Origin of the sequence: Myroides gitamensis (assembly GCF_029894455.1) — a bacterium.
Lineage (GTDB): Bacteria > Bacteroidota > Bacteroidia > Flavobacteriales > Flavobacteriaceae > Flavobacterium > Flavobacterium odoratum.
The window spans coordinates 602,101-617,080 of record NZ_JARYHN010000001.1; the positions used below are offsets into that span (position 1 = coordinate 602,101).

The following is a 14,980-nucleotide window of genomic DNA, read 5'->3' on the forward strand; positions in this document are numbered from 1 at the left end:
AACCCTCACAAATCACAAACCTCACAAATCACAAACCTCACAAAGGGCAACCCTCACAAACCCCCTCCCAATTGTTAAAATACTTCTTAACTTAAGTAAAGGACAATCTACCTAGACTTATGTACTTTTGTGGTGTAAAAAAAAGGAAATGATACGATTATTTACAGCTGAGGACAGCAAAGAAGTAGTTGAGCTTTGGTATGAAGCTTCGGTGATAGCTCATGATTTTATTGAGGCAAGTTATTGGCAAGAGAAAAAGGCTGATATGGAGCAGATTTATATTCCCAATAGTGAAACTTATGTATATGAAAAGGAAAAACATATTGTGGGTTTTGTATCTTTGATAGAGAATTATATCGCAGCGATATTCGTTGCTCCAAGTGAACAAGGAAAGGGGATAGGGAAGGAATTGATGCAGTTTATCAAACAAAAACGTTCAACGTTAGAGTTGGGGGTTTATGTGAAAAATATCAATTCTATTGCCTTTTATGAAAAGGAAGGGTTTGTAATCGTAGAAGAACAAATCGATGAATCAACTGGAGAACGAGAAGTTGTGATGGCATATAAATAAAAATGATATCCTTTCACCGAACAGATTTACCTTTAGAAGAAGAATTAAGTGATGCTAGCGTAGCTTTAATTGAGCAAACACTTACACCTATCGTTTTACCTAAAGGGTATCGGCTGTTGGAGGATAAAGAAGGAATAAAGCATGCGTATCTCATTAAAAAGGGCATTGTACGCATCTTTATTACGACGGAGGATAAAGAAATGACATTCGAATTTGCTCGAGAAAAGGATATTTTAAGCACTTCTTTGGGCTATTTTTATCAAGCCCCAAGCTATGAGCGTTTTGAGTTACTAGAGGATACGATTCTTTATCAGATTGATCTCGTGGCAATGAAGCAGCTTTTTTATGAATCTATTGAAATATGTAATTGGGCGAGACAATTCACAGAACTCAACGCCATCAAAACACAAAAGCAATTGATTGATATGTTAGTCTTAACGCCAGAAGATCGTTATCTGCAGTTAATGAAATACGATAAAACACTTTTTCAACGGGTTCCATTGAAACAGATTGCTTCTTATATCGGTATATCACCCATTTCATTGAGTAGAATTCGAGCGAGAATAAAATAGAAAAGCGGTTGTACAACCGCTTTTATTATATCATTTGACTAAATTCAATTAAAGATTCGTGAATCTGTTGCATGCCTACCGATGCCTTTTCTGCAATCACTTCAATCTTGTGATGGAAGTGTTTAGTAGAAGCAGGATGCAAATCGATGTAGTAAACTAAAACATCTGGTTTTGCGAAATCAAGCAAGGAAGCAGCAGGATATACTTGCAAGGAAGTTCCGATAATTAAAATCACATCCGCTTCTTCAACATAAGGAATCGCGCGTTCTAGTTCTGGAACCATTTCTCCAAACCACACAATATGCGGACGTAAACCATGGCCGTGTTCATTGTAATCCAACGCCGTTAAGTCAGTAGTCCAAGGGTAAACCAGCTGTTCATTTACTTCACTGCGCACTTTGAGTAATTCACCATGTAGGTGAATAACATCTTTACTTCCTGCACGTTCGTGTAAATCATCGACATTTTGAGTAATGATAGTGGTTTTAAAGTGTTGTTGCAATTCCGCAATAGCACGATGAGCTGCATTTGGTTCACACGTCAGCAATTGTCGACGTCGATCGTTGTAAAACTTTAAAACCATTTCTTTGTTTTTTGCCCAACCAATAGGAGAAGCAACTTCCATAATATCGTGACCTTCCCATAATCCATCAGCATCGCGAAAGGTTTTGATTCCACTTTCTGCACTCATTCCCGCTCCTGAAAGCACCACTAAACGTTTTTCCATAATATTCTTACCTTTGCATTTTTGAATAAAACTAAAGATATAATGAATATTTCAAACAAGCTATTTCAAGACGTTGAATACTTAGCTTATTTAGAAACTTTTTTGACAGAGAACCGAGTAGAGCGATTCAAAGAAGTTTTATCGAATCGAACCAACCATATAACGGTTGTAGCAGAAGATGTTTATCAATTGCATAATACCAGTGCTGTTATGCGTAGTTGTGAGGTATTTGGTGTGCAAGGACTTCACGTTATTGAACAAAAATTTGGTAAGCGAATTGATAAGCAAATCGCACTTGGAGCAGAGAAATGGGTGGATATTCATCGGTATAATTCTGTACAAGGTAGTATTGATGCAATCAAGGCAAAAGGATATAAAATAGTCGCTACAACACCGCATGGGACAGCACAAAGTTTAGATAAATTTGATCTATCAGAACCGGTAGCTATCTTTTTTGGTACAGAAAAATCAGGATTGTCACCTGAAATTATAGAACAAGCTGATGATTATATTACGATTCCAATGGTCGGGTTTACAGAAAGTTTGAATATTTCGGTTTCTGCTGCTATAATCATTCAAAGTTTATCTACGCGATTAAGAGAATCAGCAATTCCATGGCAATTGCCCAAAGAAGAACTATTGGCAAAACGAATCGATTGGGCTAGGAAATCTATTAAAGATATTGATTTTGTGACTGAACGCTATTTGGAGAATAGTAATAGGAGAGAGGAGTAAATTTAAAATATATACCTAAAAAAAGGTTCAATCTTATTGATAAGATTGAACCTTTTTTTTATAGGATATTTGATATTTCATTAATGTTTATTTCCTCTTTTTCTGATTCGCATATTGATAAATTCCACAACAAGTGAAAAGGCAATAGCAAAGTAGAGGTATCCTTTCGGAACAGCACCCACATCTTGTCCAGCTAATTTCGCGTCAGATAAGTGCATACTTTCTGTAGTAAGCATAAATCCAATTAGAATAAGGAACGATAGGGCTAAGATTTGAATCGAAGGGTTATTGTTGACAAAGGTTCCAACAGGAACAGCAAAAATCATCATAACCGCTACAGAAACAATTACTGCTGCAATCATAATGTACAAAGCACCTTCCACACCATTGGTCATACCTACGGCAGTAAGGATACTATCTACAGAGAAAATCAAGTCAATCAATAAGATTTGAACGAGAATATTTCCAAATGATTTTGTAGCAATTTGCTTGGCATTAGGCGTAGAACTAACATCTTCTGCTACCTGAACATGGGCCACTTTTTCGTGTATCTCCTTGGTGGACTTGTAAATTAGAAAGATTCCTCCTGCTAATAAAATAAGCGCCTGACCATTGAAATTAGCACTGAACCAACCCCAGTCTACACTAAAGAGTGTTGCTTTCATTTTGATTAGCCACGTGATAGCAAATAGCAAGCCAATTCGCATAAACATCGCTAAAAATAAACCGATTTTAGTCGCTTTTTTTCTTTTTTCTTCTGGGAGTTTCCCCGTCACAATGGAAATAAAAATGACGTTGTCAATTCCTAGAACAATTTCTAAGAAGGTTAATGTAATAAACGCTACGATAGCGTCAGCTGTTAAAAAAATTTCCATATAGAGATAGGATTATAGTTCTCCAATTTTTTTAAGGTTTCCGCGCTCTTTTCTCGCGTCACCTACTAAGCCATATTCAAAAACGCAACTATCGCCATCGGTTGTAACAATTTTGATACCCACTGCTTTTTTCTCTGCCATGTTTTTAGGATTTTTCTTTTGTAAAATAAATTCACAATCATTAATCCATCGAATACTTGAGGTGTCAACTCTCCCTTCAAATTCCTCTATTTCATATTCAGCTGTACGAATAAAAGTGGATCTTTTTTCAACACCGTCAATTTCGGTAACAAACTCAAATTTTCCTGTTCGGAAGTTTGCGCAATTGCGCTCTTGTTGATAGCATGAAGCAAACAAGGCAAAGCAGGGTAAAAGATAGAATAGTTTAGTTTTCATAGAATAATTATTTCCCAAATAATGATTTCATAATGGTGTTAATACCTTTAAAAAGTAAAAACATAGAAGATAAACAAATGATACATCCTAATCCAAAGACTGGAATAAAAAACGGATTAGCCTGGTTTTTTAACGAGCTGTGAATTACAATGGGGCCAAGAAACAATAAAGGCAGTGTAATAGCAAGATATTTAACTCCTTTTTGTAATACTTTTCGATTTGTACCTTGAGGTTCCATACTGTTTATAATTTATAATGATCTAGTGCCGAACGGACACTTTTGTATTGATTTAATAGTTGAGTAGCTTCTGCTTTACTCACTTGTAGTTCTTCCTGTAACATGGCAATACCGCGTTGAATTAATTTGGCATTGGTCATTTTCATATCTACCATGCGATTGCCTTTTACCCTTCCCAATTGAATCATGGTAGAAGTAGAGATCATATTGAGCACCAATTTTTGAGCTGTTCCAGCTTTCATGCGGGAGCTACCTGTTACAAATTCTGGACCAACAATCACTTCGATAGGGTATTGTGCTACTTGACTCAATGGACTATTGGGATTACACGTAATACACGCCGTTGGAATTTGATGGGCTTGACAAGCTTCTAAAGCTTTGATGACATAGGGGGTTGTTCCAGAAGCTGCTATCCCAACAACGAAATCGTTGTCGTTGATTTGATAAGCTTGTAAATCCAGCCATCCTTGATTGGGGTTATCTTCTGCATTTTCTACTGCATGGCGAATAGCATGATCACCACCAGCAATTAATCCAATAACTAAATCAGGAGAAACACCATAAGTAGGTGGACATTCTGAAGCATCTAAAATCCCTAATCGACCTGAAGTTCCCGCGCCAAGATAAAATAAACGTCCCCCTTTTTTGAGTTGCTCCACAATTTTGTGAACGGCAACTTCTATCTGAGGAATAGCCTTTTCAACAGCCAACGGAACTAGTTGATCCTCTTTGTTGATATTCGTCAATAGTTCTTGAACAGACATTTGCTCTAAATGATCATACGTAGAAGATTGTTCCGTAATTCTGATAAAATCCACTGGTATCGCTTTTTTGGGTTGATACAAAAATACTCAAAATAGTTTAGATTTAATACGGCTGAAAGGGAATTCCATCTTCTATTTTAAGCATATAATTTTCTGTTTATCAAGCCAAAAAAACGCCAATAGAAAAATAGAATTTTCTACTGGCGTTTGACGTAAATCATTGAAAATTAAAGACAAATATTTTAAAATTCAATTCAATAGTACTACTATACTTGGAGAATTATAGTAATATATTGAAACTGAAGTACTACTTTTTGTAAACTAATCTTTCGTTTAAGCGGAATGTATCAGTGAATGACGTTCTTTCCGATGCTACAACAGATGAAAATTGTCCATCAACAATTGAAAATGCTCCAATAAGTACATGTTGGCTAGGGTCGTTACCACTCCCTGGATTTTCATCTGCAAATTTCCCCATCATATGGTCAGATAAACGGATACTTGTACCTCCAACTATTACATTAACAATATATTTACTACCTGCTTCTGCATTCGTACATTTGCTGTATAAATCAACATAAATGGCATATTCACCATCTTCTAATTGATGAAAATAGATGTTTTCGTTTTTAATGCCATCCAATTGACAACCTGGATTAGAATCAATATCTAATTCAGCAATTTCAATCCCTTCTGAATTATACAAATGTTTACTTCCATAATAGATACGATCGCTATCTTTTTTTACTAAGTGTAAATCCACATCATCTTCTTTATCCCAAGATAGTGAAATTTGCAATTCACCCGTACCAGCTGGAATTAATTGGAATTCTCTGTAGTAAACTACTGTTCTTGTACCATCTGTAATGTAGCCTACAATTTGCAATTCAAAAACTTCTAAATCTAGTTTTTGAGATAAGTCTAAAACTACCTCGTAGCTATATAGTAAATCTCTTGTTTGAATTTCATTAGTCGTTTTGAATTCGTAAAAACCATCATGTCCTTTTAGACCAATCAAAATCGATTGAAGTTCTGCAGTACTTGTAATCGTCATAATGGCTTTTCCTCCGTTGATAACGAAATTATTGACATTAATTTGATTAATAGCATCCTTTTCACCCCCTTGAATAGTTCCTGGCTTGAAAGTAGCTCCTTCAATGTCAAAGAATTTATCCTTTAGGGTATTTGGAACTTCAACTTCCTCAATTTCTGTTGTGTTGGAATCATCACTACTGCATGATGCTGTACTAAAAAGTAAAAACCCTGCTAGGGTGCATAATAAAAATTTCTTTTTCATAGCTTTTTTATTTGATATTAATTAAAACTGTATTTTCTTTTCTTTTTCAGGACAAACATAGATATAATTTTATGTATAAAATAAAATAAATTATTACTTTTTAGTATAAGATATTTTGTTTAAGTGGTTATTGTTTGATTTAAATTCAATTAAAAAGTAAAAAACAGAAATAAATGTAAAAGCTAGGTGTTTTTTGCTAACAGATTGTTTTGTAAAAAGTTAAAAAAAAGTTTTTTCAGATTGTGTTGAAAATGAGGTTGTTTTGGAAAAATGAGTGAATAGTACAAAAAAGGGCGCATGATTATGCGCCCTTACTATATTGTAATAAAAGTTATTTACCCTTTACACCTGATACACAAATGCATTAATATTCATTCCTGCTCCAACAGATGCAAACAAGAGATAATCCCCTTTTTCGAAACTGTGGTTATCCAATTGTTTATTGACAATCATATCATATAATGTAGGAAGTGTAGCTACGCTGCTATTCCCTAATTTTTGAATATTCATCGGCATAATATGTTCAGGCATGCTTTTGTCGTATAGCTCATAAAAGCGCTTAACGATAGCCTCATCCATTTTCTCATTGGCTTGATGGATGATGATTTTTTTGATTTGATTAATGTCCACACCACTGTCATCCAGACAAGCTTTCATCGCTTTGGGTACTTCTGTCAAGGCAAATTCATAGATTTTACGGCCTAACATCTTGATGTAACGTGTATCCTGTTGTGGTTCTTTTTTATAAGATTCACCAAAGTGAATATAATAAGCCTCATCCGCAGTGAAACTACAGCTTTTTGTTGCGATAATTCCCCCCGGTTCATCTGTTACCTCTAGAACTGTAGCACCAGCACCATCTGCGTAAATCATAGAATCCCTATCGTGTAAATCAATCACGCGAGATAATGTCTCTGCACCAATAACCAAACAGTATTTAGCAATACCTAATGACATATAAGCATAAGCTTGAATGACACCTTGTAACCAACCTGGACATCCAAAAAGCACGTCATAAGCAACGCAACTAGGGTTTTGAATTTTGAGGTTGTGCTTCACACGTGCAGCTAAACTGGGAACAAGATCTGATTGATCAGTACCGTATTTCATGTCCCCAAAATTGTGTGCAAAGATGATATAATCTAATTTTTCAATGTCTATTTGTGCATTTTCAATGGCACGTTGCGCAGCAAGGGTACCAATATCTGTGGTTGTTAAGTTGGAAGTGATATAGCGTCTTTCCTGGATACCTGTAATTTGCTCCAGTTTCTTTGCCACTCTTTCGTTGGAATCTTTCAAAGGTTGACCGTTTTCATCGCGAAAGTCGAACTGATGAAAATCGTTGTTGGTCACAACTTGTGTCGGAATATAACTCCCTGAACCTTTTATTTTAACAGCCATAATTTAACGTTTTTTGAAGTAATTAAGAATAGTATTGTAATTACTCCGAGATTAGATGAATTAGTTTAGATAATTTGTACTACTAAGGTACAGAAACCTCCTGTTTCAAGCACTTAAATAAAAGTGAAATTATACATAATATAGCTTAAATTCAGTTAATGAGAAGGATATAAGATATACAACGTTTGATTCGTGATGGTTATTGCTTTCTATTCTTTAATATATTAATCTATAATAAGTGAAAAAGTATTTTTAATTCTTTAATTTAGTGAAAATTAAAAGTTAAAGAGGAGTATGGCAACAAAACAAGAGCAAGTAGCTTATATTACAGGAGGTACAAAAGGTATAGGAAAAGGAATTGCACAAGCATTACTAGCAGCGGGATATCGAGTGGCTATTTCAGGTCGTTCTTTAGAAGAAGTAGAGCGAATAGCTCGTGAATTGGGAACAACGGATCAAGTTTTAGCCCTTGCTTCTAATGTAACACAATATGAAGATGAAGTACAAGCCGTAGCTAAGATTGTTGAAAAATTTGGACGTTTAGATGTGGTGATTGCCAATGCAGGTGTAGGTATTTTTGCTTCGATTGAAGAGCTGTCGATTGAAGATTGGAATACCATGATAGACACGAATCTAACAGGAGTTTTTCATACGTTGAAAGCAAGTGTAGCTCAATTGAAACAAAACAAAGGATATTACATCAGTGTAGCGAGTTTAGCAGGGATTAATTTCTTCGCCACAGGAAGTGGATACAATGCAAGTAAATTTGGTGTGGTAGGATTCACACAAGCAGCTATGCTTGATTTGAGAGCACATGATGTAAAAGTAACGACTATTTTACCTGGTTCTGTGACGAGTCATTTTAATAACCATGAACCCAATGAAAAAGACGCATGGAAAATTCAACCAGAAGATATTGGAGAATTAGTAGTTGATTTATTGAAAATGAACCCACGTGCTTTACCAAGTAAGATTGAAATTAGACCTTTAAAAACAAGTTAACCCATATAGAAAAAGAATATGCAAGATTTAGGAAAATTTATTTTACGATTAGGAGTAGGGGGATTGATGATTTTTCATGGGATTCACAAAATTATCCACGGACACGATATGATCATTGAACAATTAGCAGCCAAAGGATATCCTACTTGGTTGTGGTTAGGTGTTCCTGTAGGAGAAATTATTGCACCTATTCTCCTGATTGTAGGCGTGTTTACCCGTTTGTCTGGTGTATTAATCGCTTTTACTATGGTCATGTCTATGGTTTTAGTAAAAGGAGGTGGATCATTTGCCCTTAGTGCTGCCACTGGCGGAATCGGAGCGGAACTCAATGTGTTGTATTTAGTAGGAGCATTGGCAATCGCTATGATTGGACCCGGTTCTTATCGTTTATACAAAGGCAAAAAAGGATGGTTTATTTAAGTTTTTTGACTGTTTACGGTTAACTTTAACAGTCAACCGTAAACAGTCAAACAAAACACCTTTTAATTAATTCAGATTTTGTATGTTTAGGACATCAACTAAAACATATAAATTTTGTTTACGCTAAAGAAGAAACTGTATCCCGCATTTTTGTGCGCTATGCTATCATGGGCAAGTATAGCTCAAGAAGTACCTGCAAATTATAATTTTGAAACGTTTAAAGACGAAGAACCAGTAGGGTGGATTATTGAGGGAAATAGTCTTTTTATACCTACTCAAGATCATGAGATTTTCAAAGAAGGAAAATCTTCTTTTGCTCTAGCAATGCATGAAACGGATGAGGTTAACCCTATGTTTTCTGTTTCAAAAATATTGCCAAATTACAGCGGGAAAAAGTTAGTTTTCTCGGGTTATATCAGGACAGTTGGAGATGAAACGTTTCAAGTTACTCCTGTGATACGCATCGATCCCATGTTGGATTTTGTCAAGTTATCTGAATTGATTACAGGAACCAATGAATGGCAAAAATTTGAAATTGCGGTCAACCTTAGACAAGAACAAGCCCAACAAATGGTCATTGCAATCCAAACGGCTGGCTATGGAGTTATGTGGTTGGATGATTTTAAAGTAACCATTGACGGTCAAGATGTTTCAAAAGCAAAAGTCGCAGAGATCAATTTTCCAGCAAAACAAGACAAAGCATTTGATCAAGGATCTTCTGTTGTATTTCCAACCTTACAAACCGATCACATTACTAACCTCGCTTTATTAGGAAGAGTGTGGGGATTCTTAAAATACCATCACCCTGCTATTGCTGAAGGAAAGTATAATTGGGATTATGAACTCTTTCGTCTTTTACCCGAGTACCTAGCAGTTACATCCAAAACAGAACGCGATGCCTTGCTGTTGAAATGGATAGATCAGTTGGGCATGGTAAAGTTATGTGAAACCTGTGAGGACACCGATAGTGATGCTATTTTAAAACCGAATTTAGATTGGATGACTACGTATGCACTTTCAGACGAACTTCAGCACAAAATAAAGTACATTTATAAAAATCGAAACCAAGACAGACATTACTATGTCAGTGAAGCTCCTGGTATAGGCAATGCTGTTTTTACCAATGAGGAAGCATATGAAAATAGGGAATTACCCGATGCAGGCTTTCGCTTAATGGGGTTATATCGCTTTTGGAATGTGATGCAGTATTATATGCCGAATCGCCACTTAACAGATACCAATTGGGAAGATGTTTTGGCTATGCATATTCGTCCATTTCTTGAAGCTTCAGATCGCTTAGCTTATGAAACAGCTGTTCTACAGTTGATTGCGGAGGTAAATGATTCTCACACAGATTTATGGCAAGGAAGTAAAGCCTTGAATCAAAAGAAAGGAAATCGATATGCTCCATTTCGCGTGGAATTTATTTTAAACCAATTAGTGGTGACAGATATTTACAATCCCGAATTAATAACGGATATTAAATTGGAGAAAGGGGACATCATAACCCATATTAATCAAGAGCGTATCGAACAAATTTTAGATCGTATTTCTCCGTATCACCCAGGATCTAATTGCAGTGCTCAACTGAGAGATATTAGTTTGTTTAATATTTTGAGAACGAATGAAGAAGAGGTTGAAATTACCTATTTGGATCGCAGCTATAAAGAGCAACACGCCACAATAAAGATGTATCCGAAAAGTGAGCTCAAGTCTTACGGCTGGTTTAAGCCCTTGAAAGGAGAACCAAGTTATCGCTTTTTAGAGGATAATATTGGGTATGTTACACTTGGCAATATTCAGGATGGTGACGTTCAGAAAATTAAAGATACATTCCGAAATACGGAAGGAATTATAATTGATATTCGCAATTATCCATCTGCTTTTGTACCCTTTACTTTAGGAAACTTCTTTGTTTCTGAAACTAAAGCTTTTGCGAGGTTTTCTAAACCAAATTACAAGAATCCAGGAGAAATTGTATTTGATCGTGTTTTTCAGGTAATTGAACCCGATGGAGAACCCTATCAAGGACAAGTAGTTGTTTTAGTAGATGAACGTACCCAAAGTTCAGCAGAGTATACTGCGATGGCCTTTAAAGTCGGTGATCGAGTAACGTTAGTCGGGAGTCAAACCGCAGGTGCAGATGGAAATGTATCATCTATTTCATTCCCTGGAGGGCTAGGGACTTATATTTCGGGCTTAGGTGTATATTATCCTGATGGTAAGGAAACGCAACGTATTGGTATTGTACCCAATTTAGATATACTAAAAACGATACACGATGTACGCAATAATGTGGATACATTCTTGGAAACAGGAGTGAAGGTGATTAAAGGAACCTTATAGTAGATGAATGTGTTGGTTTTTTTTACCTTTTTTGATCTACTTCGTTGAGGGAAATAAATAATAGATTATTTTTATCACAAAATTATAGAAATATACAAAAATGAAACCAAAATTAAATTATATAGAAATCAATCGAAACTCATGGAATAATCGCACGGAGACACATATTCAATCCGATTTTTATGATGTAGAGGGATTCAAAAAAGGAAAGAGTTCTTTAAATGAAATCGAACTCAATTTATTAGGCGATATTAAAGGCAAGAAAATCTTGCATTTGCAGTGCCATTTTGGTCAAGATACCATCTCTTTAAGTCGACTAGGCGCTGAAGTAACGGGTGTTGATTTATCAGATGAAGCCATTAAAAAAGCAAAAGAATTAGCAGAAGAAACTGGGTCAACGGCTCAATTCGTATGTTGTGATATATATGATTTACCTAATCATTTAAACGAAAAATTTGATATTGTCTATACGAGTTATGGCGTGATTGGATGGTTGCCTGATATGGATAAATGGGCCAATGTTGTTGCTACTTTTTTAAAACCAGGTGGACATTTAGTATTTGTTGAATTTCATCCTGTGGTATGGATGTTTGATGATGACTTCACGAAGGTAGGATACAATTACTTTAATGCTGCTGCTATTGTAGAAACGGAAAGTGGAACCTATGCAGATAAAGCAGCGGATATTTCGCAGTCGTATGTTTGTTGGAATCATAGTTTGAGTGAGGTGATGACGAGTCTAATTCAAAATAAATTAACGATTCAGGGCTTTGAAGAATTTGATTATTCTCCCTATGCTTGTTTTCAACATACGGTTGAATTTGAACCGAATAAATACCGCATCAAACACTTGGATAATAAAATTCCAATGGTGTATTCTATTGTAGCTCAATTGTAAGAGTAAGAAAATAAGGATAATAAAATAAGATAAAATAGGAGCGAATTGCAATTCGTTCCTATTTTTTTTACATTTAAGGAACCAACAAAAAAACGAAATAAAAGTATATGAATCAGGTAGATATAACGAAAGAACTAGTTGAAAAATACAGTGAATTTGTACAGCGTATCCATCAACTATCCGAGGAAGCGTATCGCTTTCACCCTTCACCAGGAAAGTGGAATGCAGCCCAGCATTTAAAACATTTGGTTTTAGCAGTACAACCCTTGGTTTATGTTTATACGTTACCAGAAACGGCTATTGAGGCAAAATTTGGACGTGTAGAACGACGCAACCAAACTTATGAGGAGCTAAAGGCGGCATATTTAGTGAAATTGAAAGAAGGAGGGAAGGCGCCTGAACCATTTGTTCCTCAAGAGGAAATTACGGAATCTAAAGAAGAGCTAATGGAACAATTGATGGCGTTAATCTCACAATACAATGCAGCTATTTTAAGATTAGCAAAAGCTGATTTTGAGAGCTTGCAAATCCCTCATCCTTTATTGGGATTGATTACGCTGAAAGAAATGGCTTATAATGCAAGTTATCATGTAGAACATCATTATAATGGTTTACAGTTAGCAGTTAACGGTTAGCAGTTAACGGTGGACGGTTGATGGTGGACGGTTGATGGTGGACGGTTGATGGTGGACGGTTGATGGTTTACAGAGGAAAGTTAACGGTTTACAGTTGCTGTTTTAGACGGTAAACCTTAGTAAGGGCATTCGAATCTATATATTAAACGATATAAAAACGATATAATAAAAAAGGAAGCCATTGGCTTCCTTTTTTATTATTCTCTATAAATCTTTTCGTATAGATCTTTGTAAATTTCCAAAATAACTCTTCGTTTTAATTTTAACGTAGGGGTTAATTGTCCATTGTCAATACTCCATACATCTGGTGTCAATTCGAATTTTTTCACTTGTTCCCACTTACCAAATTTACGGTTTACAAATTCTACTTCTTTCTCGATACGTTGACGTACTTGTTCATTTTGGATCAACTCTTCATTGGTATTCCCCAATGCAATATTTTTGCGTTTCGCCCATTCTCTTACAAACTCAAAGTTTGGCTGAATCAACGCTGCTGGCATTTTTTCTCCTTCTCCAATAACCATGATTTGCTCGATGAAACGCGATTGTTTCAAGGTGTTTTCAATGATTTGTGGTGCTACATATTTCCCTCCAGAGGTTTTGAACATTTCTTTTTTACGATCGGTAATCTTCAAGAATCCTTCTTCATCAATGGTTCCAATATCACCCGTATGGAAATATCCGTCTTTTAACTCCTCTTTGGTGCGTTCTTCATCTTTGTAATACCCTAACATAACATTAGGTCCTTTACATAGAATTTCGCCATCTTCTGCGATTTTAACGACTACATTGCTTAACGGTTTTCCAACAGTTCCAATTTTCATGGATTTGTTTCGCTCGTCATTTACTGCAATCACAGGAGAGGTTTCTGTTAATCCATATCCTTCCATTACAGGAATTCCGGCAGCATTAAATACACGAGATAAACGAGGTTGTAAAGCAGCACTTCCCGAAACGATGATCTTCATCTCTCCGCCCAAGGCTTCTTGCCATTTCTTGAATACTAATTTACGGGCGATACCCAATTGTAAATTGTAAAAGAACCCGCGGTTATAAGGTTGGTATTTGAATCCAAGCTCTAAAGCCCAGAAGAAAATACTCTTTTTTATGCCTGTTAATGCAGAACCTGTTGCAAAAATCTTGTCGTACACTTTCTCTAAAAGACGAGGTACAACAGTCATTACATTAGGTTTCACTTCTTTCATATTCTCACCCATTTTATCAATGGATTCAGCATAGTAAATACCTACACCACTATATTGATACAAATAGATCAACATACGCTCAAAAACGTGACATAAAGGCAAGAAACTTAATGCTTTGAAGTGTTGTTCTCTGGTGAAAGGTACACGCTCACTACTACCTAACACATTGGAAAGGATATTGTTGTGTGAAAGCATAACTCCTTTGGGTTTTCCCGTTGTTCCAGAGGTATAAATTAAAGTTGCTAAGTCATCAGGGGTTACTGCTGCCTTGCGTTGTTCTACTACTTCTTGATTGGATTCATCTGCTCCTAATTCAAATAATTCATCGAGATTTTTACATCCAGCAATAGTATCAAAAGAATAGACTGCTTTGATCAAAGGTAATTGATCAATAACAGACATTAATTTATCGTAGATTTCCTGATCCGATACTACGCAATAGGTAGCTTCAGAATGACCTAAAATGAAGTGATAGTCCTCCGGAGCAATCGTTGGGTAAATAGGAATATTTTGAGCACCAATCTGTAGAATACCAATATCCAATAGATTCCATTTGGTTTGGTTGTTACTAGAGATAACTGCGATTTTATCATTGGGTTGAACACCTAATCTCAAAAGAGCTCTAGATAAAGCATTGGCCTTTTGAAGGTAACTGGCGGATGACGTCTTTTCCCAAACACCGTTAACTTTGGTTACCAGCGCATCTTCCAAAGGAAAATGTTCATGTTGGAAATAAGGTATATCAAAAAGTCTAGTTGGATTCATCATCGTCGTAATTAATTAGTTAATGCAAAATACGAAAAAAAAAGGGAATTTGATACAAAGTAGGTCAAAGTTGTTGACTTTTAAAAAAATAGAAGTAAATCTGCTAATGGATGGTTGATTTATGTTGAATATT

Annotated in this window: 16 protein-coding genes; 8 read left to right on the forward strand and 8 right to left on the reverse strand. The window is 35.8% G+C overall.

Annotated elements, in window-relative coordinates; all coding sequences use genetic code 11:
• Nucleotides 1–148 precede the first annotated feature (148 nt).
• Both M2306_RS02685 and M2306_RS02690 read left to right on the forward strand, forming a co-directional pair.
• Entirely contained in the window at nt 149–571 is a 423-nt protein-coding gene (locus M2306_RS02685) for an N-acetyltransferase (RefSeq protein ID WP_115090822.1), read from the forward strand.
• A gap of 2 nt (nt 572–573) precedes the next feature.
• Nucleotides 574–1,143 carry a Crp/Fnr family transcriptional regulator gene (locus M2306_RS02690; protein WP_115090821.1) on the forward strand — a complete coding sequence of 190 codons (570 nt, stop codon included), beginning with the start codon at nt 574–576 and terminating at the stop codon, nt 1,141–1,143.
• A gap of 25 nt (nt 1,144–1,168) precedes the next feature.
• Here M2306_RS02690 and M2306_RS02695 read toward each other — a convergent pair whose 3' ends face one another.
• On the reverse strand, nt 1,169–1,870 hold the full coding sequence (locus M2306_RS02695; protein WP_259187893.1) for an SIR2 family NAD-dependent protein deacylase: 702 nt from the start codon (nt 1,868–1,870) through the stop codon (nt 1,169–1,171).
• A gap of 42 nt (nt 1,871–1,912) precedes the next feature.
• Here M2306_RS02695 and M2306_RS02700 point away from each other — a divergent pair, with 42 nt between their 5' ends.
• Nucleotides 1,913–2,605: a TrmH family RNA methyltransferase gene (locus tag M2306_RS02700; RefSeq protein WP_115090819.1), complete on the forward strand. Its 693-nt coding sequence runs from the start codon at nt 1,913–1,915 to the stop codon at nt 2,603–2,605.
• 80 nt (nt 2,606–2,685) lie between these two features.
• Here M2306_RS02700 and M2306_RS02705 read toward each other — a convergent pair whose 3' ends face one another.
• The 6 genes from M2306_RS02705 to M2306_RS02730 all read right to left on the reverse strand — a co-directional run bounded on the left by M2306_RS02705 (nt 2,686) and on the right by M2306_RS02730 (nt 7,576).
• Entirely contained in the window at nt 2,686–3,480 is a 795-nt protein-coding gene (locus M2306_RS02705; RefSeq protein ID WP_115090818.1) for a TerC family protein, read from the reverse strand.
• Nucleotides 3,481–3,492: 12 nt separating this feature from the next.
• The gene (locus M2306_RS02710) at nt 3,493–3,876 is read right to left on the reverse strand and encodes a hypothetical protein (RefSeq protein WP_002985915.1); all 384 of its coding nucleotides are present in this window, start codon (nt 3,874–3,876) and stop codon (nt 3,493–3,495) included.
• 7 nt (nt 3,877–3,883) lie between these two features.
• A complete protein-coding gene (locus tag M2306_RS02715; protein ID WP_060873297.1) occupies nt 3,884–4,114 on the reverse strand; it encodes a DUF6095 family protein in 231 nt (76 codons plus the stop codon).
• 5 nt (nt 4,115–4,119) lie between these two features.
• Nucleotides 4,120–4,932 carry an N-acetylmuramic acid 6-phosphate etherase gene (gene murQ, locus M2306_RS02720; protein ID WP_259187894.1) on the reverse strand — a complete coding sequence of 271 codons (813 nt, stop codon included), beginning with the start codon at nt 4,930–4,932 and terminating at the stop codon, nt 4,120–4,122.
• Nucleotides 4,933–5,185: 253 nt separating this feature from the next.
• Nucleotides 5,186–6,175 (reverse strand): DUF2135 domain-containing protein, encoded by a 990-nt coding sequence (locus M2306_RS02725; RefSeq protein WP_259187895.1) that lies wholly within the window; start codon nt 6,173–6,175, stop codon nt 5,186–5,188.
• Between the two features lie 342 nt (nt 6,176–6,517).
• Nucleotides 6,518–7,576, reverse strand: a complete 1,059-nt coding sequence (locus M2306_RS02730; RefSeq protein WP_259187896.1) for a 3-oxoacyl-ACP synthase III family protein — start codon at nt 7,574–7,576, stop codon at nt 6,518–6,520.
• A gap of 294 nt (nt 7,577–7,870) precedes the next feature.
• On the opposite strand from M2306_RS02730, the gene M2306_RS02735 reads away from it, so the two are divergent.
• From M2306_RS02735 to M2306_RS02755, 5 genes are all read left to right on the forward strand, one after another.
• The gene (locus M2306_RS02735; protein WP_115090815.1) at nt 7,871–8,578 is read left to right on the forward strand and encodes an SDR family oxidoreductase; all 708 of its coding nucleotides are present in this window, start codon (nt 7,871–7,873) and stop codon (nt 8,576–8,578) included.
• A gap of 18 nt (nt 8,579–8,596) precedes the next feature.
• The gene (locus M2306_RS02740; RefSeq protein ID WP_115090814.1) at nt 8,597–8,998 is read left to right on the forward strand and encodes a DoxX family protein; all 402 of its coding nucleotides are present in this window, start codon (nt 8,597–8,599) and stop codon (nt 8,996–8,998) included.
• A 159-nt stretch (nt 8,999–9,157) separates the two neighbouring features.
• A complete protein-coding gene (locus tag M2306_RS02745; RefSeq protein WP_259187897.1) occupies nt 9,158–11,344 on the forward strand; it encodes a S41 family peptidase in 2,187 nt (728 codons plus the stop codon).
• 100 nt (nt 11,345–11,444) lie between these two features.
• A complete protein-coding gene (locus tag M2306_RS02750; protein WP_259187898.1) occupies nt 11,445–12,242 on the forward strand; it encodes a class I SAM-dependent methyltransferase in 798 nt (265 codons plus the stop codon).
• 107 nt (nt 12,243–12,349) lie between these two features.
• Entirely contained in the window at nt 12,350–12,877 is a 528-nt protein-coding gene (locus M2306_RS02755; RefSeq protein WP_259187899.1) for a DinB family protein, read from the forward strand.
• A 197-nt stretch (nt 12,878–13,074) separates the two neighbouring features.
• Here M2306_RS02755 and M2306_RS02760 read toward each other — a convergent pair whose 3' ends face one another.
• Complete coding sequence (locus M2306_RS02760) at nt 13,075–14,850, reverse strand: AMP-dependent synthetase/ligase (RefSeq protein ID WP_115090810.1); 1,776 nt, start codon at nt 14,848–14,850, stop codon at nt 13,075–13,077.
• Nucleotides 14,851–14,980: the final 130 nt, after the last annotated feature.

Bases quoted from the DNA above. Each gene is read 5' to 3' on its own strand.
- M2306_RS02740 (WP_115090814.1), top strand. From the start codon at position 8,597: ATGCAAGATTTAGGAAAATTTATTTTACGATTAGGAGTAGGGGGATTG.
- M2306_RS02690 (WP_115090821.1), top strand. From the start codon at position 574: ATGATATCCTTTCACCGAACAGATTTACCTTTAGAAGAAGAATTAAGT.
- M2306_RS02685 (WP_115090822.1), top strand. From the start codon at position 149: ATGATACGATTATTTACAGCTGAGGACAGCAAAGAAGTAGTTGAGCTT.
- M2306_RS02730 (WP_259187896.1), bottom strand. From the start codon at position 7,576: ATGGCTGTTAAAATAAAAGGTTCAGGGAGTTATATTCCGACACAAGTT.
- M2306_RS02705 (WP_115090818.1), bottom strand. From the start codon at position 3,480: ATGGAAATTTTTTTAACAGCTGACGCTATCGTAGCGTTTATTACATTA.
- M2306_RS02710 (WP_002985915.1), bottom strand. From the start codon at position 3,876: ATGAAAACTAAACTATTCTATCTTTTACCCTGCTTTGCCTTGTTTGCT.
- M2306_RS02755 (WP_259187899.1), top strand. From the start codon at position 12,350: ATGAATCAGGTAGATATAACGAAAGAACTAGTTGAAAAATACAGTGAA.
- M2306_RS02700 (WP_115090819.1), top strand. From the start codon at position 1,913: ATGAATATTTCAAACAAGCTATTTCAAGACGTTGAATACTTAGCTTAT.
- M2306_RS02695 (WP_259187893.1), bottom strand. From the start codon at position 1,870: ATGGAAAAACGTTTAGTGGTGCTTTCAGGAGCGGGAATGAGTGCAGAA.
- M2306_RS02725 (WP_259187895.1), bottom strand. From the start codon at position 6,175: ATGAAAAAGAAATTTTTATTATGCACCCTAGCAGGGTTTTTACTTTTT.
- M2306_RS02735 (WP_115090815.1), top strand. From the start codon at position 7,871: ATGGCAACAAAACAAGAGCAAGTAGCTTATATTACAGGAGGTACAAAA.
- M2306_RS02760 (WP_115090810.1), bottom strand. From the start codon at position 14,850: ATGATGAATCCAACTAGACTTTTTGATATACCTTATTTCCAACATGAA.
- M2306_RS02715 (WP_060873297.1), bottom strand. From the start codon at position 4,114: ATGGAACCTCAAGGTACAAATCGAAAAGTATTACAAAAAGGAGTTAAA.
- M2306_RS02750 (WP_259187898.1), top strand. From the start codon at position 11,445: ATGAAACCAAAATTAAATTATATAGAAATCAATCGAAACTCATGGAAT.
- M2306_RS02745 (WP_259187897.1), top strand. From the start codon at position 9,158: ATGCTATCATGGGCAAGTATAGCTCAAGAAGTACCTGCAAATTATAAT.